Annotated in this window: 19 protein-coding genes and 1 pseudogene; 4 read left to right on the top strand and 16 right to left on the bottom strand. The window is 57.6% G+C overall.

Going from position 1 to position 23,474, the window contains the following annotated elements; all coding sequences use genetic code 11:
• Positions 1 to 106: 106 nt before the first annotated feature.
• The 4 genes from sstT to CNE01S_RS06245 form a co-directional block, all read right to left on the bottom strand.
• Positions 107 to 1,351 carry a serine/threonine transporter SstT gene (gene sstT / locus CNE01S_RS06260; RefSeq protein WP_061274384.1) on the bottom strand — a complete coding sequence of 415 codons (1,245 nt, stop codon included), beginning with the start codon at positions 1,349 to 1,351 and terminating at the stop codon, positions 107 to 109.
• Positions 1,352 to 1,616: 265 nt separating this feature from the next.
• The gene (locus CNE01S_RS06255; protein WP_061274382.1) at positions 1,617 to 2,585 is read right to left on the bottom strand and encodes a TerC family protein; all 969 of its coding nucleotides are present in this window, start codon (positions 2,583 to 2,585) and stop codon (positions 1,617 to 1,619) included.
• Positions 2,586 to 2,827: 242 nt separating this feature from the next.
• Entirely contained in the window at positions 2,828 to 3,826 is a 999-nt protein-coding gene (locus tag CNE01S_RS06250; protein ID WP_061274489.1) for a Gfo/Idh/MocA family protein, read from the bottom strand.
• Positions 3,827 to 3,875: 49 nt separating this feature from the next.
• Positions 3,876 to 4,376, bottom strand: a complete 501-nt coding sequence (locus tag CNE01S_RS06245) for a M48 metallopeptidase family protein (RefSeq protein ID WP_061274380.1) — start codon at positions 4,374 to 4,376, stop codon at positions 3,876 to 3,878.
• Between the two features lie 84 nt (positions 4,377 to 4,460).
• Here CNE01S_RS06245 and rlmG point away from each other — a divergent pair, with 84 nt between their 5' ends.
• A complete protein-coding gene (gene rlmG, locus CNE01S_RS06240; protein WP_061274378.1) occupies positions 4,461 to 5,597 on the top strand; it encodes a 23S rRNA (guanine(1835)-N(2))-methyltransferase RlmG in 1,137 nt (378 codons plus the stop codon).
• Here rlmG and CNE01S_RS06235 read toward each other — a convergent pair.
• From CNE01S_RS06235 to lsrK, 6 genes and pseudogenes are all read right to left on the bottom strand, one after another.
• Positions 5,594 to 7,615: an oxidoreductase gene (locus tag CNE01S_RS06235; RefSeq protein ID WP_281258578.1), complete on the bottom strand. Its 2,022-nt coding sequence runs from the start codon at positions 7,613 to 7,615 to the stop codon at positions 5,594 to 5,596. The two genes, rlmG and CNE01S_RS06235, sit on opposite strands and share 4 nt — an antisense overlap.
• Positions 7,616 to 7,744: 129 nt before the next feature.
• Complete coding sequence (locus CNE01S_RS06230) at positions 7,745 to 8,935, bottom strand: cytochrome c biogenesis protein DipZ (protein WP_061274374.1); 1,191 nt, start codon at positions 8,933 to 8,935, stop codon at positions 7,745 to 7,747.
• Positions 8,936 to 9,063: 128 nt separating this feature from the next.
• Positions 9,064 to 10,365, bottom strand: coding sequence for a sensor histidine kinase (locus CNE01S_RS06225; RefSeq protein ID WP_061274372.1), 1,302 nt, complete (start codon positions 10,363 to 10,365; stop codon positions 9,064 to 9,066).
• Complete coding sequence (locus tag CNE01S_RS06220; protein ID WP_008460492.1) at positions 10,362 to 11,102, bottom strand: response regulator; 741 nt, start codon at positions 11,100 to 11,102, stop codon at positions 10,362 to 10,364. Before CNE01S_RS06220 ends, CNE01S_RS06225 begins: the two co-directional genes overlap by 4 nt.
• A 51-nt stretch (positions 11,103 to 11,153) precedes the next feature.
• Positions 11,154 to 12,137 carry an alpha/beta fold hydrolase gene (locus CNE01S_RS06215; RefSeq protein ID WP_061274371.1) on the bottom strand — a complete coding sequence of 328 codons (984 nt, stop codon included), beginning with the start codon at positions 12,135 to 12,137 and terminating at the stop codon, positions 11,154 to 11,156.
• 248 nt (positions 12,138 to 12,385) lie between these two features.
• Positions 12,386 to 13,966: pseudogene (gene lsrK, locus CNE01S_RS06210) on the bottom strand (autoinducer-2 kinase).
• 169 nt (positions 13,967 to 14,135) lie between these two features.
• On the opposite strand from lsrK, the gene lsrF reads away from it, so the two are divergent.
• Together lsrF and lsrG are read left to right on the top strand one after the other, a co-directional pair.
• Positions 14,136 to 15,026, top strand: a complete 891-nt coding sequence (gene lsrF / locus CNE01S_RS06205; RefSeq protein WP_061274369.1) for a 3-hydroxy-5-phosphonooxypentane-2,4-dione thiolase — start codon at positions 14,136 to 14,138, stop codon at positions 15,024 to 15,026.
• Positions 15,023 to 15,313, top strand: a complete 291-nt coding sequence (gene lsrG / locus CNE01S_RS06200) for a (4S)-4-hydroxy-5-phosphonooxypentane-2,3-dione isomerase (RefSeq protein WP_061274367.1) — start codon at positions 15,023 to 15,025, stop codon at positions 15,311 to 15,313. The genes lsrF and lsrG overlap by 4 nt, the downstream gene beginning before the upstream one ends.
• A 70-nt stretch (positions 15,314 to 15,383) precedes the next feature.
• Here the strand turns inward: lsrG and ygjG are convergent, their stop codons facing one another.
• On the bottom strand, positions 15,384 to 16,781 hold the full coding sequence (ygjG, locus tag CNE01S_RS06195) for a putrescine aminotransferase (RefSeq protein ID WP_217495790.1): 1,398 nt from the start codon (positions 16,779 to 16,781) through the stop codon (positions 15,384 to 15,386).
• Between the two features lie 472 nt (positions 16,782 to 17,253).
• Between ygjG and CNE01S_RS06190 the strand changes: the two genes are divergently transcribed.
• Positions 17,254 to 18,153 (top strand): diguanylate cyclase, encoded by a 900-nt coding sequence (locus CNE01S_RS06190; protein WP_061274365.1) that lies wholly within the window; start codon positions 17,254 to 17,256, stop codon positions 18,151 to 18,153.
• Positions 18,154 to 18,157: 4 nt separating this feature from the next.
• Here CNE01S_RS06190 and CNE01S_RS06185 read toward each other — a convergent pair whose 3' ends face one another.
• The 5 genes from CNE01S_RS06185 to CNE01S_RS06165 all read right to left on the bottom strand — a co-directional run bounded on the left by CNE01S_RS06185 (position 18,158) and on the right by CNE01S_RS06165 (position 23,223).
• Positions 18,158 to 18,880: an ABC transporter ATP-binding protein gene (locus CNE01S_RS06185; RefSeq protein WP_061274363.1), complete on the bottom strand. Its 723-nt coding sequence runs from the start codon at positions 18,878 to 18,880 to the stop codon at positions 18,158 to 18,160.
• Positions 18,867 to 19,700, bottom strand: a complete 834-nt coding sequence (locus tag CNE01S_RS06180; RefSeq protein ID WP_061274361.1) for an ABC transporter ATP-binding protein — start codon at positions 19,698 to 19,700, stop codon at positions 18,867 to 18,869. Before CNE01S_RS06180 ends, CNE01S_RS06185 begins: the two co-directional genes overlap by 14 nt.
• Positions 19,693 to 20,526: an ABC transporter permease gene (locus CNE01S_RS06175; protein WP_061274359.1), complete on the bottom strand. Its 834-nt coding sequence runs from the start codon at positions 20,524 to 20,526 to the stop codon at positions 19,693 to 19,695. The genes CNE01S_RS06180 and CNE01S_RS06175 overlap by 8 nt, the downstream gene beginning before the upstream one ends.
• Positions 20,526 to 21,569, bottom strand: coding sequence for an ABC transporter permease (locus CNE01S_RS06170; RefSeq protein WP_061274357.1), 1,044 nt, complete (start codon positions 21,567 to 21,569; stop codon positions 20,526 to 20,528). Before CNE01S_RS06170 ends, CNE01S_RS06175 begins: the two co-directional genes overlap by 1 nt.
• Positions 21,570 to 21,654: 85 nt before the next feature.
• On the bottom strand, positions 21,655 to 23,223 hold the full coding sequence (locus tag CNE01S_RS06165; protein ID WP_039299945.1) for an ABC transporter substrate-binding protein: 1,569 nt from the start codon (positions 23,221 to 23,223) through the stop codon (positions 21,655 to 21,657).
• Positions 23,224 to 23,474: the final 251 nt, after the last annotated feature.

Below are 23,474 nucleotides of genomic sequence, written 5' to 3'. Positions count from 1 at the left end.
GGTTTATACCCTCTCCCTTGTAGGGAGAGGGTTAGGGTGAGGGTAAAAACCAGAAACGATGCTGCAGTTTAAATCAGTACCGAACACCCAGCGTGGCTCGTTAATATTAACCGCGTAACAAATCGGTCTTCGCCAGACGAGCATCTTCTGCCTGACAAACGGCAGCGGTAAAGATAACGTCGGTCGAAGAGTTCAGCGCGGTTTCACAGGAATCCTGCAATACGCCGATGATGAAGCCTACCGCCACCACCTGCATGGCAATCTCGTTCGGGATGCCAAACATGCCGCAGGCCAGCGGGATCAGTAGCAGCGAACCGCCCGCCACGCCAGAAGCCCCACAGGCGCAAAGTGAAGCCACCACGCTCAGCAGCAGTGCCGTCGGCAGATCCACCGGCACGCCCAGCGTGTGCACCGCAGCCAGCGTCAGCACCGTAATTGTTATTGCGGCCCCGGCCATATTGATCGTTGCCCCCAGCGGAATCGACACCGAATAAGTATCGCGATCCAGGTTCATCTTCTGGCACATACTCATGTTGACCGGAATGTTCGCCGCCGAGCTGCGGGTGAAGAACGCGGTCACGCCGCTTTCGCGCAGGCAGGCCAGCACCAGCGGGTATGGGTTACGGCGAGTGGTGATAAACACCAGCAGCGGGTTGATGATCAGCGCCACGCCGAACATGCAGCCCAGCAGCACCAGCAGCAGCTGGGCGTAGCTCCACAGCGTAGAGAAGCCGGTCGTGGCGAGCGTAGAAGCGACCAGGCCGAAGATCCCGATGGGCGCAAAGCGGATAACCACTTTCACGATAAAGGTCACCGCGTCAGACAAATCGTTCACCAGGTTTTTGGTGGTTTCATTGCCGTGTCGCAGGGCAAAGCCCAGGCCGACGGCCCATACCAAAATGCCGATGTAGTTGGCGTTCAGCAGGGCATCTATCGGGTTGGCAATCGTGCTCATCAGCAGGCCGTGTATCACTTCGACGATCCCTGACGGCGGCGAAATATCCGTGGCGCTGCTGGTCAGGTGAAGCGTGGAAGGGAACATAAAGCTAACGACGACCGCCGTCAGTGCGGCGGAGAAGGTGCCCAGCAGGTACAGCACCAGGATAGGGCGGATATTGGTTTTTTGGCCGTGCTGGTGGTTAGCAATAGAAGCCATCACCAGCGTCAGAACCAGCACTGGCGCCACGGCTTTCAGCGCGCCGACGAACAGCGTCCCGAGCAGGCCGGTTGCCACGGCGGCGGGTTTGGAGACCAGCGCGAGTATGATGCCCAGCACCAGGCCAACGAGAATTTGTTTTACGAGGCTGCCGCGGGCAAAGCGCTGCAGTAGTCCAGAAGCTTGCGAACTCATGAATACCTTCCTGTGTTTCAGTGATGTCGAGCTGTACCGCGTGCGTAGTGAGCTACGTCTGGGCGGTTGTAAGAAAATGTGTTTGCCCGGTGAGTATAAGGAAAAGCGGTGAAGGAAAAAGCATTTCAAGCTGGAATTGCGTTCAGCGTTAGATTTCGCAACTGATCATTAACATTCTTGTGACATATTCGGCAGTTTGATGCGATGGCGGATTGCCAGAACGTAAAAGGGGCATTACGCCCCTTTTTTACGCAGAGATGTTGGCTTACTCCGCCGACTTCTTCTGGTCGTTACGGTGGTTCACCCAGGCGTTGATAATCAGCGTACCCGCCAGAATGCCGCCTACCACACCCAGCGAAACGGCGATTGGGATATGGTAGAAATCGACGATCAGCATCTTCACGCCGATAAACACCAGGATAATCGACAGACCATACTTCAGCATTGAGAAGCGTTCCGCCACGCCGGCCAGCAGGAAGTACATGGCGCGCAGGCCGAGAATTGCGAACAGGTTAGACGTCAGCACGATGAACGGGTCGGTGGTCACCGCGAAGATCGCCGGAATGCTGTCGACCGCGAAAATCACGTCGCTCAGCTCCACCAGAATCAGCACCAGCAGTAGCGGCGTAGCGTACAGCAGGCCGTTCTGGCGGACGAAGAAACGTTCGTTCTCGATCTTATCGGTCATGCGCAAGTGGCCGCGCAGCCAGCGCACCAGCGGCTTATCGCCGATCCCGGTGTCATCTTCCTTCGCCAGCGCCATCTTAATCCCGGTAAATAGCAGGAAGGCACCAAACACATACAGCAGCCATTCGAACTGGGTAATCAGCCAGCTGCCGCCGAAGATCATGATGGTTCTCAGCACGATGGCGCCAAGTACGCCATAGACCAGCACTCGCCGCTGCAGCGCGGCAGGCACGGCAAAGTAGCTGAACAGCATCAGCCAGACGAAGACGTTATCGACCGCCAGGGCTTTTTCAATCAGATAACCGGTGAGGAAAGCCAGCGCCTGAGTGTCCGCCACTTCGCGGCCAGCGGTGCCGCTGAGGTACCACCAAAAGGCGAGATTAAACAGCAGGGAAAGTGAAACCCAGACCAGCGACCAGACGGCCGCCTGCTTCATTGACATGGTTTGCGAGCCACGGCGGCCCTGAACCAGCAGATCGATCGCCAGCATGATGGCGACCACGACGGCGAAGCTGCCCCAGAGCAGCGGAGTACCGACAGTATGCATAATGAGATTCCTTGAAAACAAAAACGGCCAACATCAGAAGACGCCAGCCGCTTTCGCTTGCAACAGGGATCTCGCCTTCCGGCAAGGTCTCACTTACGACGTTTTCACGTCGCCCGGCAACCGGATGCTTTCGCATCGTAATGACGATTAACCGGCAATGAAGTTACTCCCCTTTGCAGGTAACAAAATATGACAAGCAACGGCTTTGGTCAATATTTGGCACCTGGTTTTCTGCAAATACTTTATGCCGTGGCCTGCTGGCTCACATCGTCCGCCGGGAACTTCACCCCGGTCTGGCGGCGAATCTCGGTTGCCAGCGCCGACGTGATGCGGGATGTCACCAGCCCGGCGTGATTGACCTCATTCTCTTCCACCAGGCGGGCAAACGTCTCCGCTTCGTACAGCATAGTATTGATATGCTGTGGCAGGCTCAGATCCTGAGGTTTGCCGCCGCGTGGAATGAATGTGACGCGCTGGCATTCGGAGATTTTTTCGATCACCAGCGAACCGGCTTCGCCCTGGATTTCGCTTGGGATCGTCGAGTCGCTCACTTTGGAATGCATCAGGGTGACGTCGAAATCGCCGTAGTTCAGCTGAACGGTGCCGTGAGCGTCCACGCCGCTGTCCAGCAGGGAAGCCGTAGCGTGAACGGAGTGCGGTTCACCCCACAATGCAGCCGCTGAGGCCAGCACGTAGAAACCGATGTCCATGATCGAGCCGTTGGAAAACGCCGGGTTAAAGGTGTTCGGGTTCTCTCCGTCCAGGTAGCGCTGGTAGCGCGAAGAATACTGGCAGTAGTTGAGCAGCACCTTGCGGATTTTCCCCACCTTCGGCAGCGCCTGCTGCAGCGTAATAAAGTTTGGCAGGCTGGCGGTTTTAAACGCCTCGAACAGCACCACCTGATTTTCACGGGCGCAGGCGATAGCCGCTTCGACTTCCGCAAGATTAGAGGCCAGGGGCTTCTCGCAGATAACGTGTTTTTTATGGCTGAGGAACAGCAGGCTCTGCGGGCCGTGCAGCGAGTTCGGGCTGGCAATATACACCGCGTCGATAACATCGCTCTTCGCCAGCTCATCCAGAGAAGTAAACAGGTGTTCGACCGGATAATCGTTGGCGAAGGTCTGCGCCTGCTCGAGGCTGCGGGAATACACCGCAGTCAGCTTATATTTACCGCTCTCATGGGCGGCATCCACGAACTGGCGGGTGATCCAGTTGGTTCCAATCACAGCGAAACGTATCATAAACGGGTGCATTCTCCGGAAGTCGATAATCAATAAATCGGAGGCATTATCAAGCCGCGCCGCTAAGCGCCAACTGCGTAAGCCAAAGTCGTGTATCGAATTCTAACTGGTGATACTGCGGTTCCATATGACAGCACAAGGAGTAAAACGCTTTGTTGTGATCCTTCTCCTTAAGATGCGCCAGTTCGTGAACCACTATCATGCGCAGAAAGGCTTCTGGGGCGGTGCGAAACACGGTTGCTACGCGAATTTCCGCCTTAGCTTTTAATTTGTTGCCCTGCACGCGGGAAATCGCGGTATGCAGCCCCAGCGCGTTATTCAGCACGTGGATTTTGTTGTCATAGGCGACTTTATTTATCGGCGGGGCGTTGCGCAGAAACTGGCTTTTCAACTCCTGAGTGTAAGCGTAAAGCGCTTTATCGGTCGCGATGTTGTGCCCCTGCGGGTAGCGTTTTTCCAGCACCGCGCCCAGGCGCTGCTCGCTAATCAGGGTACGCACCTGCGAGAGCAAATGCTCCGGATAGCCGCTTAAATAAATCAGTTCGCTCATGCTTGTCTCAGGTTGAAGGAAAAAAAGGTATACTCTCGCCCCCGCTATGGGGATATCACCAAACTTTACCATCCAGGAGGGCCGATGAGCCAATTAGACAACGGTTTTCGTTCACTGACGCTGAAGCGTTTTCCGGAAACGGACGACGTAAACCCGCTGCAGGCGTGGGAAGCGGCAGATGACTACCTGTTGCAGCAGGTAGACGAACTTGAGCCAGTCGGCCCCGTTCTTGTTCTTAACGACACGTTCGGTGCGCTGGCCTGCGTGCTGGCCGAGCACAAGCCTTACAGCATTAGCGACTCGTATTTAAGCGAGCTGGCAACGCGTGAAAACCTGCGCGAGAACGACATCCCGGAAAACAGCGTCACCTTCCTCGACAGCACCGCGGCTTATCCGCAGGCGCCGGGGCTGGTGCTGATTAAAATCCCTAAAACGCTGGCCTTGCTCGAGCAGCAGCTGCGCGCGTTACGTAAAGTTGTGACGCCGGAAACCCGCATCATCGCGGGCGCGAAAGCGCGTGACATTCACAACTCCACGCTTGAGCTGTTTGAAAAGATTTTAGGGCCAACCACGACCACCCTGGCGTGGAAAAAAGCGCGTCTGATTAACCCGACTTTCACTAAGCCGGAGCTGGCCGATGCGCCGGAGACGCTGAGCTGGAAGCTGGAAGGTACCGAATGGACGATTCACAACCACGCGAACGTCTTCTCCCGCACTGGGCTGGATATTGGCGCACGTTTCTTCATTGAGCATTTGCCGTCGGATCTGGAAGGCGAAATCGTCGATCTGGGCTGCGGCAACGGGGTGATTGGCCTGACTCTGCTGGAGAAAAATCCGCTGGCGCAGGTGGTGTTTGTGGATGAGTCGCCGATGGCCGTTGCGTCCAGCCGCCTGAACGTTGAAACCAACCTGCCGGGCGATATCGACCGCTGCGAGTTTATGATCAATAACGGGCTGTCCGGCGTGGAGCCGTTCCGCTTCAATGCGGTACTGTGTAACCCGCCGTTCCACCAGCAGCACGCGCTTACCGATCAGATTGCGTGGGAGATGTTCCACCACGCTCGCCGCTGCCTGAAAATCAACGGCGAGCTGTACATCGTGGCCAACCGTCACCTCGACTACTTCCGCAAGCTGAAGAAGATCTTCGGTAACTGCACCACGGTCGCGACGAACAGCAAGTTCGTGGTGCTCAAAGCGGTGAAGTTAGGCCGTCGGAGCTAAATCTCCAGCGCTAATCGGGTGCCCTGCGCAATCGCGCGCCGGGCATCCAGCTCCATTGCCACATCGGCCCCGCCAATCAAATGCACTGTTTTGCCCATAGCCTGTAAAGGTTCAGCCAGTTCGCGGCGCGGATTCTGCCCGGCACAAATAATCACGTTATCCACTTCCAGCAGCTGTGGCTCTCCGCCTATGGTGATGTGCAGCCCGGCATCGTCGATGCGTTCGTAGCTCACGCCCGCCAGCATTTTCACGCCGCGAGCCAGCAACGTGGCGCGGTGGATCCAGCCGGTAGTTTTGCCCAGGCCTTCGCCCGGCTTGCTGGTTTTACGCTGCAGCAGGAAAATGCTGCGCGGGCTTTTATGCAGATTCGGCCCTTCCGGGCGCAGGCCGCCTGAAGTTTGCAGGCTGGTATCAATCCCCCATTCCACGCAGAACTCGGCGATGCTCTGGCTGGTGGACGCCCCTTCCTGGCTGAGATACATCGAGGTATCAAAGCCAATGCCGCCCGCGCCGATCACCGCCACGCGCTTGCCCACCGGCGCTTTGTCGCGCAATACGTCGATATAGCTCAGCACCTTCGGGTGCCCAATGCCCTCAATCTCCGGCAAGCGCGGCTCAATGCCGCAGGCCAGTACCACCTCGTCGTAGCCGCTCAGCTTCTCGGGCTCAACGTATTGATTAAGGCGAACGTCCACGCCGGTGATGTCCAGCATCCGGCGGTAGTAGCGCAGCGTTTCGAAAAACTCCTCTTTGCCGGGGATCTGTTTGGCGATATTAAACTGCCCGCCGATCTCCGCCGCGGCGTCAAACAGCGTGACGCTATGGCCGCGCCCGGCGGCGTTAACGGCAAAGGCCAGCCCGGCAGGCCCTGCGCCAACAACCGCGATGCGCTTAGTTTGCGTAGCGGGCACAACGGGCATTTTGGTTTCATGGCAGGCGCGCGGGTTGACCAGGCAAGAGGTGACTTTGCCCGCGAAAATCTGATCCAGGCAGGCTTGGTTGCAGCCGATGCAGGTATTGATTTCATCTGCCCGGTTTGCGGCGGCCTTGGAAACAAACTCAGCGTCGGCGAGGAAAGGCCGCGCCATCGACACCATATCCGCATCACCGTCGGCCAGAATTTGCTCGGCGGTTTCCGGGGTGTTGATTCGGTTGGTCGTCACCAGCGGCAGCGCAACATGGCCCCTCAGTTTTTTGGTTACCCAGCTAAACGCGCCGCGCGGCACGGATGTAGCAATGGTAGGAATACGGGCTTCATGCCAGCCGATGCCGGTATTAATCAGCGTCGCGCCGGCTTTTTCTATCGCTTTGGCGAGCGTTACGGCCTGCTCAAAGTTGCCGCCGCCTTCCACCAGGTCGAGCAGCGACAGGCGATAGATAATAATAAACTCTTTGCCAACCCGTTCCCGTACGGCACGGACGACCTCAACGGCAAAGCGCATTCTGCGCTCGTAGTCACCGCCCCATTCGTCGTCGCGCTGGTTAGTCCGCGCGGCTAAAAACTGGTTAATCAGATAGCCTTCCGAACCCATGACCTCCACGCCGTCATACCCGGCTTCCCGCGCAAGGCTCGCGCAGTGGGCGAAGTCCTCAATCAACGTTAAGACTTCTTCGTGGCTCAGCTCGTGAGGTTTAAACGGGTTGATCGGCGCCTGAATGGCCGAAGGCGCGACCAGCTTAGGCTGATAGCTGTAGCGGCCGGTATGCAGGATCTGCAGGGCAATTTTGCCGCCTTCTCGGTGAACCGCATCAGTCACAAGCTGGTGATGCGCCAGCTGGCTTTTATCGTTCAGCACCGCGCCGTGGGCAACGGTCACCCCGGAGGCCGAAGGGGCAATCCCGCCGGTGACAATCAGCGCCACGCCGTGCCGGGCACGCTCGGCATAGAAAGCGGCAAGGCGTTCAGCGCCGTCCGGCAGCTCTTCCAGCCCGGTGTGCATCGAGCCCATCAGCACGCGGTTTTTCAAAGTGGTGAAGCCAAGATCCAGCGGGGCAAGCAGCGACGAGTAGCTCATAATAAATCCCAATTTGTAAAATTATTGTTATGTGGTCGGATGAGTTCTAATTTAGCCGTCGCGGGGCAAAAGGGAAAAGGGGAGTGCGGCGAATGTGATGAGCGTCATATTCCCGCCTCCCCGAAAGAAAAATCAGGCGCGAGCCTCCTTCAGCAGCTTCTGAATAACCTGCTCCTGCTGCTCGTAATTACCCTCGCCGAAGGAGACATTGCGCAGCTGCCCGCGAGCGTCGAAATAATAATGGGCAGGCCAGTACTGGTTACCGAAGGCGTTCCAGATCTGGTAGTTATTATCGGTGACGACCGGGTAAGGCAGCTGCCATTTGCCTACCGCCTTTTTCACCGAATCGAGATCTTTCTCCCACGGGTACTCCGGCGTATGAACGCCAATCACCACCAGGCCCTGATCTTTATACTTGTTGGCCCATTCGCGGACGTGCGGCAGTGCGTGCTGGCAGTTAATGCAATCGAAAGTCCAGAAGTCGATGAGCACGACTTTGCCTTTCAGCGACTCGGGCGTCAGCGGCGGGCTATTAATCCATGCGGTTCCCCCGGAAAGTGGCGGCATTGCGCTGGTGGGCGCGGGATCCACAGCAGGCTGCAGCTTCGGTGCTGGCGCAGCGGTTGGAGAAAGCGCCAGCAGGTGTTGCTCCAGCTTCGCGCCGAAGCCGTTGGTGTTTTGCAGCACCGCCGTGGTGCCCGAGGCGATAAACGCCACCGTGGCCAGCATCGCTACGCCCGCCACACGCCGAAGCTGCGCCATCAGCGCCATTTTCTCACGCAGGCGAGCCAGCAGCCGGTGACCGCAGAACCACAGCAGCGCCAGCATCAGCGCGCAGCCGCTGCCGTAGGCCGCGAGCAGCAGGCCGGTGGTGACCGTCGAAGAGCCGGACAGGCCAATGCCAAGAATGGCGCCCAAAATAGGTCCCGCGCAGGGCGACCAAAGCAGCCCCACCGCAAGCCCGGCCAGAAACGCCGACAGCGTGCCGCGTGCGCGGTAGCTTTGGTTGTTGATTGCATTCCCCACCTGCATCGCCGGACGCATCAGCCGTTCGGCAAGCGCGGGGAAGATAAGCGTGAGCGCGGCAAGCGCCAGCATCGCCAGCGCAATCCAGCGGCCAACGAGCGTGGCCTGCACGATCCACTCCCCGGCAGCGCCGACCAGCAAAGCTACGGCGGTAAACATGGTTACCATACCGGCAAGCAGGGCGAGGATTTGGCGTTTATTGCCGCGAAATGCAGCGAAAAGCAGAGGGATGACGGGCAGCGTACAGGGACTTAATAAACTGAGCATACCGCCAAGAAAGGCAATCAGAACGGGCATAACACACCTCACGGTTACAGGATGATTTCAGGGTATTTAACCCGCCTGATGTGTTCGTGATGTGTGGGAAAACCGTCCTGATTGTCAGTTTGTTTGTCGACTACTCAGTCGCATACAGAGCGATACAATCAGGCTACAGGCAGCGTGATGCTGGCTTTCAAACCGCCCTGCGGCTGGTTAGTCAGCGTTAATTTTCCGCCTAACTGACCGACAAGCTGGGCGGCAATCGCCAGCCCAAGCCCGGTGCCGCCGGTGTCGCGGTTTCTGGAACTTTCCACGCGGTAAAAAGGCTGTAAAACAGCGTCCAGTTCATCTTCTGGGATCCCCGGCCCGTTATCGGCAACCGTCAGCGTGACCTGACTTGCTTCTTTGCTCAGGCTGACTTCAGCGGCGGTGCCAAACTTCAGTGCGTTATCCAGCAGGTTGGTCAGGATACGACGCAGCGCCTGGGGGCGGGTCGAGAGCGGGATTGTCACTTCCGGGGCGGCAAACGTCACCGCTTTACCAACGTCCTGATAGTCGCAGGCAATGCTGTCCACAAAAGCCCGAAGCTCAAGGCGCTGCGGCGTCTCTTCCAGGCTTTCCGACGATCGTGCATAGGCGATCCCCTCGCGCACCAGATGCGTCATGTTATCCAGATCCTGCATCAGTTTGTCGCGCAGCTCCGGCTCATCGCTCATCTCAAGGCGAAGCTTCATGCGGGTGATCGGCGTCTGCAGGTCATGTGAAATAGACGCCAGGATCTGAGTGCGCTCTTTCAGGTGCCCCTGGATCCTGGCCTGCATTGCGTTAAATGCTTTTGCCGCGTGTTCAACCTCAATTGGGCCGCTTTCCTGCATCGCAGTCGGGCTTGTGCTGGCCGGCTCCAGCGCTTCAACGGCGCGGGTAAAGCGGGTAAACGGCAGTACCACCTGGCGCACGGCAAACCACGCACAAAGCGCCAGCAGCACCAGCTGAATAGCAATCACCACCGGCAGCCAGCTTTCAATCGGCGGCATACGCGGCGTGAGATCGATAGTCAGCGGCGAGCCGTCGGCCAGCGTCAAATGGGCCTGAATATGGGAGCGCATGCCGGGAATGGCGGTGAAAGTCAGCCTGTAGCTCTCTCCCAGCGCCTCTTTCAGGGACGCGATGGCATCTTTCGAACGTTCGTCGGCAGGCGGTTTACCTGGCGTACCCGATCCAAGAATGTAGTGATAATTTTCCCGGGCGAGCCGCTCCAGCCAGGCTGGGCGCTCATTGGCCGGTAGCTTGTCGAGGATAGCCACGCTGGTGGAAACGTTGTTTTGCAGGTTATCCAGCATCACGCTGCGGGCGCTATTCATTCGCTCAAGAGTGGTCAGCGCCAGGGTCAGGCCGTTAGCCAGCAGCAGGCCGACGAGAACGATAAGAAACAGCCGGGACAGCAGAGTTCGGGGCCACAGCCTCATTCTCGCGCCTCAACGATCGTCACGGGCACGGAAAGCACATAGCCTTCGCTACGCACGGTTTTGATGTAGGCCGGAGTCCGCGCATCTTCGTTTAGGCGCTGGCGCACGCGGCTGACGAGCAAATCGATAGAGCGTTCGAACAGCTCGGCGTCGCGGCCTTGCGTCAGGTTTAGCAGCTGATCTCGCGTCAGCACACGCTGCGGATGATCCAAAAATACGCGCAGCAGGCGATATTCCGCGCCGCTGAGGGCAACGATGGTGCCTTGTAAATCGATCAGATGCCGTGCCGAAGTATCAAGCTGCCACTCGCCAAAAGCGATGATCCTGCCCGCTTCGGTCACCTGCAAATTGGGCGGCAACGCGCGGAAGCGACGAAGGATCGCCTTGATCCGCGCCAGCAGTTCGCGGGCGACAAAAGGTTTGACTACGTAGTCGTCAGCGCCCATTTCAAGGCCGAGGATCCGGTCGCTATCTTCATTTCTGGCGGTCAGCATCAGGATCGGTAAGTCTTTGTGCTTATCGCTGCGCAGCTGGCGGCACAGCGTCAGCCCGTCGTCGCCGGGCATCATCACGTCCAGCACCACTAAATCGACGTGCTGCTTGTCCAGCACGGAGCGCATCTCCTTGCCGTTTGCCGCGCCGCTTGCCCGGTAGCCTGATTTTTCCAGATAGCTGACGATAAGCTCGCGAATGTCGCGGTCGTCGTCCACCACGAGAATATGATCGATATGTTCCACCTGGGGCTCCCGGCGCTAAAAGTGAAGACTAAAACTAGCATAGCTTTTTTACTACAGCTTACCCGCATCTACCACCGCCTTCACAAACGCTTCCGGTGCTTCCTGCGGCGGGTTGTGGCCGATATTTCCGCTGAAGGTTCGGTGTTCATATTTGCCGGTAAATTTCGCGGCATACGCTGCCGGTGCAGGATGCGGGGCCCCGTTGTTGTCGCCTTCAATGGTGATGGTCGGTACGGTGATGTTCGGCAGTGCGGCCAGCTTTTTCTCATCCGCCGCGTATTTCTGCTCGCCGTTTTCCAGCCCCTGGCGCCAGCGATAGTTGCTTAGCGTAATAGCGACGTGATCCGGGTTATCCAGTGATTTGGCGCTGGTATTGAAGGTTTCGTCGCTGAACTTCCAGCCCGGCGAAGCCTGCTGCCAGATCAGTCTGGCGAAATCATGAGTGTTCTTCTCATAGCCCGCCGCGCCGCGTGGGGTCGCGAAATAGAACTGATACCACCATTGCAGCTCGGCCTGAGGCGGCAGCGGCTTTTTCCCCGCTTCCTGGCTGCTGATCAGATAGCCGCTGACCGACACCAGCGCTTTGACACGATCCGGGTGCAGCGCCGCCACAATATCCGCCGTGCGTGCGCCCCAGTCATACCCGGCGAAAATGGCCTGTTTGATGTGTAACGCGTCCATCAGCGCAACCGTATCCTGTGCCAGCGCGGCAGGTTCACCATTGCGGGGCGTGGCAGCGGAAAGAAAGCGAGTGCTGCCGAAGCCGCGCAGGTTAGGCACGATAACCCGGTAGCCTTGTTTCGCCAGTTCAGGCGCAACCGTATCAAAGCTGTTGATGTCGTAGGGCCAGCCGTGCAGCAGAATAACCGGCTGCCCGTCTTTTGGGCCGAGATCGACATAGCCGACGTTCAGCACGCCCGCGTTGATTTGTTTTATCTGATTAACATCAAAACCCGCAGCTTCCGCCTGGCAGGCGAAAACCACCGAGAGGGAAAGTGGAGCAATCAGCGCAGACAGGGTCAGTTTGTTGAACATGATGTTTTCTCCGAAGCCGTTATAAAGTGTTCGGCTATCACATCATGGGAATGTAGGCGGCGTGTTTCCCAATCGGCCCTTTTTGCATGGCGGCGTATCTGGCGGAGTCGTGGATACAGTGTGATACAAAGTGGCTTGTTTTACCCTCACCCTAACCCTCTCCCTGGGAGGGAGAGGGGATAAAAAACCACTCACTTAACTAAATCCCCTTCGCCCCATTGGGGAGAGGGTCGGGGTGAGGGGGAAAATTACCCTACAACCCTTGGTGCAAGCCCCGGCGCCTGCCACATCGACGTCGTCAGGCCGCTGTCCACCAGCGTTAACTGGTCGGCATACACCTTTTGCCACTTGCGCTTCATCTCGTCGTAAAGCTCGCGGTGCGCCGGGTTCGGCGTGAACTCCCGCTGCCACTGCACCAGACGCTCGCCGGTATTGGCCAGCGAATCAAAAAGCCCGGCACCCACGCCTGCGGCAATGCCGCAGCCCAGCGCCGTGGCCTCTTTGATCACCGGCACACGCACCGGCAGGCCGGTGACATCGCTGAGGATCTGGCTCCACAGCGCGCCTTTGGAACCTCCCCCGGCGAAGACGAGCGAGTCGAACTTCACGCCAGAAAAGCCGGAAATTTGCTCCAGGTTACAGGCGGAAACAATCGCCGCATTCTCCTCTAAGGCGCGGAATAGCGTCGCTTTGTTGCACTTCTCGGGGTCAATGGAAAGGTTAATGAATGACGGTGCGGCGTGATACCACTGCTTGAAATGCATGGCGTCGGAGAAAATTGGCATCACGCCGTGGGAGCCTGCGGGTACGCGACCCGCCATCTCTTCCATCAGCGCATAGGTATCCACGCCGAGGCGCTCGGCAAGCAGCTTTTCTTCCGCGCAAAAGGCGTCCCGGAACCAGCGCATCGTCAGGCCGGTGAAGAAACTAATTGACTCCGCCTGTACCATGTTGTGAATCACGTGCGGGTTAATGCGGATGTTCATATCTGGATCGGTTTTGATCGCCGGCAAATTGACTACCTGCTGCCAGAACGTGCCGCCCAGCACCGCCGTTTGCCCGGCCCTGACGATGCCCAGCCCCAGGCAGCCCAGCTGAACGTCGCCGCCGCCCATCACCACCGGCGTGCCTTTCTGCAGCCCGCTTTCTTCGGCAGCCTGGGATGTTACGCTACCCAGCACGGTGCCGGTTTCTTTCACCGGGGACAGAATGTCGGCGCGCAGCCCGGCCATATCGAGCAGGGCAGGCCGCCAGTCGCGGGTCGCCAGATCCAGCATGCCGGTGGTGCCTGCATTAGAAGGATCAACCGCCAGTTCGCCGGAAAGTTTAGCCGCCAGCCAGTCGCCGATCATGGTGATCGTGGACGCCTGGCGGTAGATGTCCGGGCGATGATGCGCCAGCCACAGCAGACGAGGCATAGCGCTCAGCGCCAGCGTCTGGCCTGAAACCTGGTACACCTCAGACTCAAACTGGAAGTCGTGGATCTCTTTCAGCTCGCTCACTTCGCGGCTGGCGCGGGCGTCCACGTTTGCGCAGGCCCAGATAGGTTCGCCGTGGCGATCGTAAAGCACAATTCCTTCACGCATCGAGCAGCAGGAGACGGCGCTGATTGCTGAAGACGAGAGATTTGCTTTGTGCAGGGCCTCACGGATGCAGCGGCAGGCAAGCTGCCAGTTGACGATGAGATCGAATTCCATCGATCCCGGTACGTCGGTCACGCTTAGGTGCTTCCATTCGGCCTAGCCAACGGCGATTTGCTGGCCCGATGTATCGAAGATAACGGCGCGGATACTGCCCGTTCCGGCGTCCAGTGCAAGTAAATAACTCATTCGCAGACCTCTTCCATCGCCCGTTCAATAAATAAACTCTTATCCATTGCGGGCGATCTGGCCGATCTATTTGAATGTTTTGTGATCGCTGCACGGTTGCAATCGCCGATCCCTGACTAAGTTTTTGAACACTATCTCTTATTCACACACGGATCCGGGAGAGGACGTCATGGCAGATCTGGATGATATTAAAGACGGAAAAGACTTCGGTATTGGCCAACCGCAGGAGAACCGGGCTTTTTACCTGAAGGGAAGCGGGGCGCTGGACTGGGGCATGCAGTCGCGGCTGGCGAGGATCTTTAACCCGAATACCGGGCGCACCGTGATGCTGGCCTTCGATCACGGCTATTTTCAGGGGCCGACCACCGGGCTTGAACGCATTGATCTTTCTATTGCGCCGCTGTTCCCCGAAGCGGATGTGCTGATGTGTACTCGTGGCATTCTGCGTAGCGTAGTGCCTCCGGCTACCAACAAGCCTGTTGTGCTGCGTGCCTCTGGCGGTAATTCGATCCTAAGCGAACTCTCACGCGAAAGCGTCGCCGTGACGATGGAAGATGCTTTACGCCTCAACGCCTGCGCGGTGGCCGCGCAGATTTATATCGGCAGCGAGTATGAGCACCAGTCGATCAACAACATCATCAAGCTGGTGGACGAGGGGACGCGCTACGGTATTCCTACGCTGGCTGTCACCGGGGTGGGCAAAGAAATGGCCCGCGACGCGCGCTACTTCTCGCTGGCGAGCCGCATTGCCGCCGAGCTTGGGGCACAGTTTGTGAAAACCTACTTCGTCGAGGAAGGCTTTGAGAAAGTCGCCGCCAGCTGCCCGGTGCCGATTGTCATCGCCGGCGGTAAAAAACTGCCCGAACAGGAAGCGCTGGAGATGTGCTTTAAGGCGATAGACCAGGGCGCGTCCGGCGTGGATATGGGGCGTAACATCTTCCAGTCTGAAGCGCCTCTGGCGATGCTGCAGGCGGTGAAAAAAGTGGTGCACGAAAATATGTCGGCCCGCGAGGCTTATCAGTTCTGGCTTGAAACGAAACATCAGGGAGGTAAGGCATGAACGTCACGCTGGTGGAGATCAACATTAAGCCTGAATGCGTCGACGAGTTTCTGGACGTGTTTCGGGCGAATCACGAAGGAGCAATCAAAGAGCCCGGTAATTTACGCTTTGATGTGCTGCAGGACCCGGATGTTTCAACGCGATTTTTTATCTATGAAGCTTATCAGGATGAGGCCGCAGTGCTGGCGCACAAGAAGACGCCGCACTACCTTGCCTGCGTAGATAAGCTGGATGAGATGATGTCAGAGCCGCGTAAGAAGCGGAGCTTTATCGGGCTGTTGCCGTAGAGATTGCCCCTCACCCTGGCCCTCTCCCCAGAGGGGAGAGGGGACAAAAACAGGCGAGGGTGAGGGTCAATCAACTTTCCTGCGCCTCTGCCGTTTCATCCTGCGTCACTCTCAGCCGGTAAAGCGCGCGCTTTGCGCACTCCAGCACGTGCTCACATTGCTCAATCGTCAACGTCAGCGGCGGCTCAACGCGGATGGTTTTTGAATTATTCAGCGTGCCGGCTACCAGCACCTGCTGGCGGAACATCTGGCTGGCAAAGTTATAGCCGATGTCGTTGTCGCGGAACTCAATCGCCATTAACAGCCCCTGGCCGCGAGCCTCAACGATGAGGTCCGGGAACTCACGGGCCAGCGCCCGGAAGCCATCCAGAAGCAGTTGCCCTTTCTGGGCGGCCTGAGCGGGCAGATTTTCTTCCAGCAGATAGTGGATGGTTGCCAGCGCCGCCGCACAGGCCAGCGGGTTGCCGCCAAAGGTTGTGGTGTGCAGGAACGGGTTATCGAACAACACGGAAAACACCTCTTCCGTCGCGACCGTGGCGCCAATCGGCATCACGCCGCCGCCCAACGCTTTGGCAAGGCAGAGAATATCCGGCTGCACGTTTTCGTGCTCACAGGCAAACATTTTGCCGGTGCGGCCCATCCCGGTTTGCACTTCATCCAGAATCAGCAGCACGCCGTATTCGTCGCAAAGCTGACGTACAGCAGGCAGGTAGCCCAGCGGAGGCAGGATCACGCCGCCTTCCCCTTGAATAGGCTCGAGGATCAGCGCCGCCACGTCATCGCCGGTTTTGCGGCATTCGCTGAACTGGCTACGCAGCGCGTCGATATTGCCAAACGGTACATGGCGGAAGCCCGGCAGCAGCGGCATAAACGGTTTGCGGAAGGTCGATTTTGCCGTGGCTGAAAGGGCACCTAGCGATTTTCCGTGGAACGCGCCGCTGGTGGCAATAAAGGTAAACTTCCCTCGCGGGGATTGGTACGCTTTTGCCAGTTTTATCGCGGCTTCAACGGATTCGGTACCGCTGTTGCTAAAGAAGCTGTATTTGAGTTTACCCGGAGTGAGTGTGGCAAGCGTTTTAGCGAGCATCGCCCTCAGAGGATCGAGCAGTTCCTGGCTGTGCAGGGGCTGCTTTTCTAGCTGATGCTGGACGGCGGAAACAACGACTGGATTACGGTGCCCCACGTTAAAGATGCCGAACCCACCCAGACAATCGATGTACTCTTTGCCCTGGGTGTCGACAAGCGTATTCAGGCTGCTCGCTTGCCATTCTACGGCTCCGTAATCCCCGCCTGCGGTAACGGACTTGCGGTACTCAAGAAAACCCGGATTAACATGCTGCTGGAAGCTATCAATCACCTCCCGGTTTAGCGCCTTCATCTCCTCATGGCTAAGTGACTTCTTTTCGATAATGTTCAGTGCGTGCGCCGTACAGGCAAGGGCCGAGGCGCTGGAAGGTAACCTGTTCAAAATGTGCTCCTGGGTGTGGCGTATCACGCGATACACAAAATAAGTATTGCAGGGATTGCGCCAGGTAGCGTTCCGTAAGTGAAATCGGGATAAACGCCCGCAGGACCGCGTCTGTGCAATAATTAATCACAATAGATTACATTTTGCGTGTTTTAATGCTGTCGTCTGAGGGAGGAGAGGCGAGGCACGTTGACGTGCAATGCACCATTTTGGGGCGAAATGTTTCCGTATGGCGCAAAGGAAAATAAAGACGACGTATATTATTGTTTAGCATTTCTTAATGGTTAATAGATGCTTATTTATTCTGAAATACCTTGTGGCAATAAATGTCCTTATTCGTAAAGTTTTTAATATGGATTATTCGTTTAGGGTTTGTTTAAGTTATGATTCGGCGTGAAAATTAACCCGCGATATTCGTTATCATCAGGTGGTGGATATTAAATTGACCCATTAAACACAAGGTGTGCACAGCGTGACTATCAATATAAAGGACATCGATAGCTCTTTATCTGAGCTGAATATCGCCATCCGCGATCATTATAACTGGGCAAATAAATGCCTGCGCCTCAGCCTGTTAGGCGGCGAGCCGGATAAAGAAATAAATGATTTACACGCCCATCAGCACTGCCGCTTTAGCCGCTGGCTGACCCAGCGTATGCAGGGCGTCAGCCTCGACAGAGAATTAATTCTGCTGATTGATAAGCACCATATCGCCATGCACGCCGCAGCCAGGGCATTAATGTTATCAATTATCGCCAGGCAGGTTAGCGCGGAATTACTAAATCATTACAATGAAGCACAGCAACAGTTTATTTCCAGCATCGATCAATATAAAGAGTATCTTTTTTCCTACCGTAATTTGTACGACGCGTTAACCGGCCTGCCGCTGCGGCATTTGATGTATCAGGAATTCCCGCTGATTCGTTCCCGCTGCGAGCGTGCGGAGCGCAGCCTTTATTTGCTCATCCTGGATATCGATCGTTTTAAAACGATCAATGACACCTGGGGGCACAATGCGGGGGATGATGTTCTGCGCAGCGTTGCGTCCATTTTGAAAGAGGCCACGCGCAACGAGGAGCGCATTTATCGCTTCGGCGGCGAGGAGTTTATTATGCTGCTGGAGGCGAGCAGCCGGGAGCAGGCAGAAGGCGCAGGCAAACGTATTTGCCAGCATTTAGCCAGCCACCCGGTTAGCGTGGACGACCAGGCTATCCGCGTGACGGTGACCGGGGGGCTGACCTTTGTCTCTGCGGATGATTCCCTGCACAGCGCCATTGGACGCGCAGACAAAGCCATGTATTACGGCAAAAACACCGGCCGCAATCGCTGCATTCTGGCTTTGTCTGACGAAGAGATGGTCACGCTGGAATAGCGCGTTACGCGTGCGCCATCCTGTGCTCACCGTTAACCAGCGCGGTGCGATCGAAGCTGCGCTCAATCACGCCGTTCGCCATAAATGCCGCGCGGTCAGACATATGGGCAATCACGTCGGCATCGTGGCTGACCAGCAGGTAGGTCATGCCGTGCTGCTGCTTCAGGCGGTTCAACAGGTTGAGTATTTCAGCCTGTACCGACATATCCAACGCGGAGGTCGGTTCGTCGAGCAGCAAAATTTTCGGACGCAAGAGCAGTGCACGGGCAATCGCCACGCGCTGGCGCTGGCCGCCGGAAAGCTGGTGCGGGTAGCGTTTCGCCGCATCGGCCGGGAGCCCGACCTGCTCTAAGGCTTCCGCCACTCGGGCTTCAATCTCGCTTTCTCCGTGGATTTTCAGCGGCTCGGCCAGCGTGCGCCAAATCGTGTGGTTGGGGTGCAGCGAGGCGTAAGGATCCTGAAACACCATCTGCACTTCGCGACGCAGGGCTCCCTGAAAACGTCTCCCGGCAACAATGTTATTGCCCAACAGTTCCACGCGGCCTTTCCACTCACGCTGTAGCCCGGCAAGCACGCGCAGGATGGTCGATTTCCCGCAGCCGGAAGCGCCAATCAGGCTAAACGTCTCGCCCTGTTCAATGGCGAAACTGGCCCCGGCGACGGCGGTTTTGATGCCGCCCTTCGCGGCAAACTCGACGCCCAGATTTTCAATGTTAACGATCGCCATGAGTCTCTCCTGGCTGGAATTCACTGCGGTTCAGCGTCGGCAGCATTTGGCCGAAGGTGTCGGCATTAGGACGGCAGGTCCAGAGCGTGCGCGTGTAGGGATGCGTGGCCTGCGCCAGATCGCTCGCCGCCATTTCGTCGACTTTTTGGCCTTGATACATCACCAGTACGCGGTGGCAGTGTTCCGCCACCAGCGGCAGGTCGTGGCTGATCAGCAGCAGCGCCATTTGCCGCTGTTCGCATTGAGCCACCAGCAGCTCAAGGATTTGATTACGCAGACGGGCATCCAGCGCCGAGGTAGGTTCGTCGGCAATCAGTACTTTCGGGTTATTGGCGAGCGCAATGGCGATCATCACGCGCTGGCCCATGCCGCCGGACAGCTCGCCGGGGTAACGCTGCAGCACTGTGTCCGGTAAACCTACGGACTGCACCAGTTCGCGACAGCGATCGCGGCGTTCGGCGGTGGACAGCTTTTGGTGCAACCGGAGCGCTTCGTCAATTTGCTGCAGCACGCTTTTCACCGGGTTCAGCGCATAGCGCGGGTCCTGTAGCACCATGGCGATATCGCTGCCGCGCAGTTGGTTCCAGCTACGGGCGTTCATATCGAGCAGGTCGTGCCCCAGCACGTTGAGTTGCTCTGCGCTCACTTTGCCTGGCTTACGTACCAGCCCCATCAGGGCTCGCGCCGTCATCGATTTTCCTGAGCCAGACTCACCCACCAGCGCCAGGCGTTCATTGCCGAGGGCGAAGGAAAGGTTGCTGACAACCCGGCTGCCGGGGTAGTCGATATTCAGCCCGGAAACGGTAATTCTGTTAGTCATGTTGCGGCTCCAGCACATCGCGCAGGCCATCGCCCAGCAGGTTAAAGGCCAGGCTGCTCAGCAGAATGGCGGTGCCCGGAATGGCGGCAATCCACCATTGGTCGAAAATGACCTGCATCCCGTCGGCAATCATGGCGCCCCATTCGGACATCGGCGGGCGGGCGCCTAAGCCGAGGAAACCCAGCCCGGCGGCGGCAAGAATAATCCCAGCAAGATCCAGCGCCAGGCGCACGATGGCGGAAGGCAGGCACAGCGGCAGGATGTGGCCGCCCAGCAGCCGCAGGCCTTTAATCCCCATCATTTCTGCGGCGGCGAGATAATCGCTGTGGCGCAGCCGCTGTATTTCGCTTCTTGCCTGACGGGCATAGGCGGGCCAGGTGGTCAAAGCCAGCGCCAGCGCGCCGTTAACCAGGCCAGGGCCAAGCATCGCCACAAAGGCAAAGGCCAGGATCAGGCGCGGCATCGACATCACCACGTCGGTAAAGCGCATCAGAATGCGCTCCAGCCAGCCGCCGTAATAGCCGGACAGAATGCCAATCAGCAGCCCAACCGGCAGGGTAATGACCGTCACCAGCAGCACCAGGCCCAGCGCCGGGCGGGTGCCGTAAAGCAGGCGAGAAAGCAGGTCGCGACCGTAGCTGTCGGTGCCCAGCAGATGGTGAGCGTTGGGTGCCTGCAGGCGCGCGGCGGCGTCCTGCCAGTTAGGATCGAACGGGGCCAGCAGTGGCGCAAACAGCGCAATAAGCACCAGCCCGGCAATGATAATCAGCCCGCTAAGGGCGGCCGGGGAGCGCAGCATGCGTCGCAGAAAAAGAGAAGACGGCATCAGCGGATCCTCGGGTCGGTGGCACGCACCAGTATGTCGGTCAGGTTATTGATCAGCACAAACGACGCGCCGATCAGCAGCGTGCCGCCCATAATCGCGGTGGTATCACCAGCAAACAGCGCGGTGGTGAGATAGCGGCCAATGCCCGGCCAGGAGAAGACGGTTTCCGTCAGCACGGCGCCTTCCAGCATGCTGGTGTAAGCCAGCGCGATCACGGTGAACAGCGTGCCGCGAATGTTTGGCAGAACGTGACGAAGCAGAATCGTCATGTCACCTGCGCCCTTCGCGCGGGCGAGCGTAATGTACTCTTTGTTCATTTCGCTCAGGCAGGCCGTGCGGGTCAGGCGGGTGATGCTGGCGAGAGAATAATAGGCCAGCAGCAGCACCGGCAGAATTAGGTGGTTAATGGCGTTGAGGAACGCGCCTTTATCGCCGGAAAGCCAGGTATCGATCAGCACGAAGCCCGTTTTGGCTTCGACGCTGTACTGGTAAATATCGTCGAGCCGCCCTGGCCCGGCGCTCCACTGCAGGCGGGCATAAAACAGCGCCAGCATCAGCAGGCCCAGCCAGAAGATAGGCACGGAGTTGCCCAGCAGGGTAAACGTGCGCACCACCAGATCCAGCGGTGAACCAGCAAACCGGGCGCAAAGCACGCCAAAAAGTACGCCCAGCACGCTGCCGACGATCAGCGCCAGGGTGGCAAGCTCAAGCGTGGCGGGGAAAGCCGAGAGTAAATCATGCAGCACCGGCTGGCCGGTTGAGCTGGCTATGCCCAAATCGCCGTGGGCGAGATTGACCAGATAATGCCAGAACTGCACGGGCAAAGACCGATCCAGCCCGAGCTGGTGGCGAACCTGATCGTAAGTGGACTGGCTGGCGTGATCGCCGACGATTTGCAGCACCCTGTCCACAGGGGAAAGCGCGGACAAAGCAAAGGTAATCAGCAGCAGGCCAATAAGGGTCAAGGCAAGGGTAAATATTCCCTGAAGCAGGGTAAGCAGCGGACGCCGCAGACGCTGCGACGAAGGCGAGACTTCGGACATGGGTAACTCTTTTATGCGCTAATGGTGATTAACCCCCCGACCAGCCTCTTTCACGACGGAAAGGGCGGGGCGAGGGGCCGTTCAGTTATTTCGTGACGTTATCGTAATACACCATATCCGCATTCAGGCCCTGCTGGTAGCCTTTGATGTTATCTCGCACCACAACCTGGGTTTTACCCTGGTCAATAAACACATACGGGGAGCTGCGCTGCAGCTCTTCCTGCAGTTTGGTGTAGAGATCTTTGCGTTTGGCCGGATCGGCTTCTGCTACGGCAGCCAGCGTTTGTTTGTTCAGTTCCGGGATCTGCCAACCGTTCAGCCCGGCGACGGTGCTGGCTTTGCCGTCGTTATAGGCGAAGGCACTGGCGTTGGAGTGGGCGTCGAAGTAATCCGGGATCCACAGGCGAATCGCAGCCTGGTGCTGCTTCGCACGAACGCGGGCGTAAACCTGGCTACCCGCCGCAGGCAGAAGATCCACCTTCACGCCGCCTTGGGCAAAGCTTGCCTGCATGGACTGAGCGATGGTGATAAACGGCGGTTTGTTTTCCACATCCAGCGAGAAATGCGCGTCTTTGATGCCCGCTTTCGCCAGGATCTCTTTCGCTTTCGCCGGGTCAAATTTGAACGGGGTGTTTTCCAGCGCGCCCGCGAAGCCGACCGGCAGGAAGCTCTGGTGAACGAAGTACTGGCCTTTCAGCAGATCTTTGGTGATGCCCTGATAATCGACCAGGTAGCGAGCCGCTTCCCACAGCGCCGGGTTTTTCAGCAGCGGGTTGGCGTTGTTGCCGACGTTAAACACTAAATAGTTCTGCTCGGCAGAAGGAATGCTCAGCACCTTCACGCCCGGCTTACCTTCCAGAGCGCTGGTCTGGTCAGAGCCTAAATCGCGGGCGATATCGGCGTCACCTTGCTGAATCAGCAGGCGGCGAGCGGCCGGATCGGGTACGTTTTTAATGATGATATTCTTCACTTTTGGCGCGTCGCCCGGAGAAGTCGGGTTGGCATCCAGGACGATAGCCTGATGCGGCTGGTAGACGCGCATTTTGAACGGGCCGCTGCCGGCAGAGTGCATTTTCAGCCATTCGTTGCCGAAGTCACCTGCTTTCACGTTGGGTTCAACTGCTTTTTCATCCACGATAGAGGCGATAGGCGTGGAAAGAATATTCAGCGCAACCGCCGGGCTGACGTCCGCGGTCCAGTGCACTTCCAGCGTGTGGTCATCCACTTTCTTCAGCTGGCTGGCGATGTTGTCCGGCTGCCAGCCCAGCACGTTCAGAATAAAGGCCGGGGATTTGTTCAGCGTCACCGCGCGGGTGTACGAGAAGATTACGTCTTCCGGGCGCAGCGGGTTGCCGGAGGCGAATTTAGCGTCCGGACGCAGCTTGATGGTCAGCTTCTTATTCGCTGCATCGCCCTGCCAGCTTGCTGCCAGAATCGGCACTACTTTGGCCGGATCCGTGCGGTCTGCCTGCACCAGACGCTGATAAAGGCTTGGTACAGTCTGGATGCTGGAGAGTTCGTTGGCTTCGGCCGGGTCAAGGCTGACGATGTCATCCAGGCCTTGAGCAACCACCAGGGTATCCGGTGGCGTGGCAGCGTGGGAAGCTGCAGACAGCGCAGCCAGCAGCAGTAATGGCAGGACTTTTTTTTGCATGTGTGTACCCTGTAATTGTGTTTTTTATCGGTTTTTCTCTGTGTATTTACGTTAGGTGAGTTATCTCAATTCACAAAGTCAAAATTGCGCTTTGCATATAAATATACGATATATCCAATGCGATAAAGTGATGAAGAGTTGGTGCGGGGTCGCTTTCCGCAGGGAGGCGGCAGAGCACCTCTATGAAGCGTTAGCTTAAGTTCCGTTCACCTCAAGTACGTATTTACCTGTATCTACCGAACCGGTGAACG

This window comes from Cedecea neteri NBRC 105707 = ATCC 33855, from assembly GCF_001571265.1.
GTDB classification, from domain to species: Bacteria; Pseudomonadota; Gammaproteobacteria; order Enterobacterales; family Enterobacteriaceae; genus Cedecea; species Cedecea neteri.
Note: the sequence above shows the minus strand (reverse complement) of the source record. Positions and strands in the feature narration are given on the sequence as shown.

Excerpts from the sequence above, each read along its gene's own strand:
- sstT (WP_061274384.1), bottom strand. The coding sequence starts at position 1,351 with ATGAGTTCGCAAGCTTCTGGACTACTGCAGCGCTTTGCCCGCGGCAGC.
- CNE01S_RS06255 (WP_061274382.1), bottom strand. The coding sequence starts at position 2,585 with ATGCATACTGTCGGTACTCCGCTGCTCTGGGGCAGCTTCGCCGTCGTG.
- CNE01S_RS06250 (WP_061274489.1), bottom strand. The coding sequence starts at position 3,826 with ATGATACGTTTCGCTGTGATTGGAACCAACTGGATCACCCGCCAGTTC.
- CNE01S_RS06245 (WP_061274380.1), bottom strand. The coding sequence starts at position 4,376 with ATGAGCGAACTGATTTATTTAAGCGGCTATCCGGAGCATTTGCTCTCG.
- rlmG (WP_061274378.1), top strand. The coding sequence starts at position 4,461 with ATGAGCCAATTAGACAACGGTTTTCGTTCACTGACGCTGAAGCGTTTT.
- CNE01S_RS06230 (WP_061274374.1), bottom strand. The coding sequence starts at position 8,935 with ATGCCCGTTCTGATTGCCTTTCTTGGCGGTATGCTCAGTTTATTAAGT.
- CNE01S_RS06225 (WP_061274372.1), bottom strand. The coding sequence starts at position 10,365 with ATGAGGCTGTGGCCCCGAACTCTGCTGTCCCGGCTGTTTCTTATCGTT.
- CNE01S_RS06215 (WP_061274371.1), bottom strand. The coding sequence starts at position 12,137 with ATGTTCAACAAACTGACCCTGTCTGCGCTGATTGCTCCACTTTCCCTC.
- lsrF (WP_061274369.1), top strand. The coding sequence starts at position 14,136 with ATGGCAGATCTGGATGATATTAAAGACGGAAAAGACTTCGGTATTGGC.
- lsrG (WP_061274367.1), top strand. The coding sequence starts at position 15,023 with ATGAACGTCACGCTGGTGGAGATCAACATTAAGCCTGAATGCGTCGAC.
- CNE01S_RS06185 (WP_061274363.1), bottom strand. The coding sequence starts at position 18,880 with ATGGCGATCGTTAACATTGAAAATCTGGGCGTCGAGTTTGCCGCGAAG.
- CNE01S_RS06180 (WP_061274361.1), bottom strand. The coding sequence starts at position 19,700 with ATGACTAACAGAATTACCGTTTCCGGGCTGAATATCGACTACCCCGGC.
- CNE01S_RS06175 (WP_061274359.1), bottom strand. The coding sequence starts at position 20,526 with ATGCCGTCTTCTCTTTTTCTGCGACGCATGCTGCGCTCCCCGGCCGCC.
- CNE01S_RS06170 (WP_061274357.1), bottom strand. The coding sequence starts at position 21,569 with ATGTCCGAAGTCTCGCCTTCGTCGCAGCGTCTGCGGCGTCCGCTGCTT.
- CNE01S_RS06165 (WP_039299945.1), bottom strand. The coding sequence starts at position 23,223 with ATGCAAAAAAAAGTCCTGCCATTACTGCTGCTGGCTGCGCTGTCTGCA.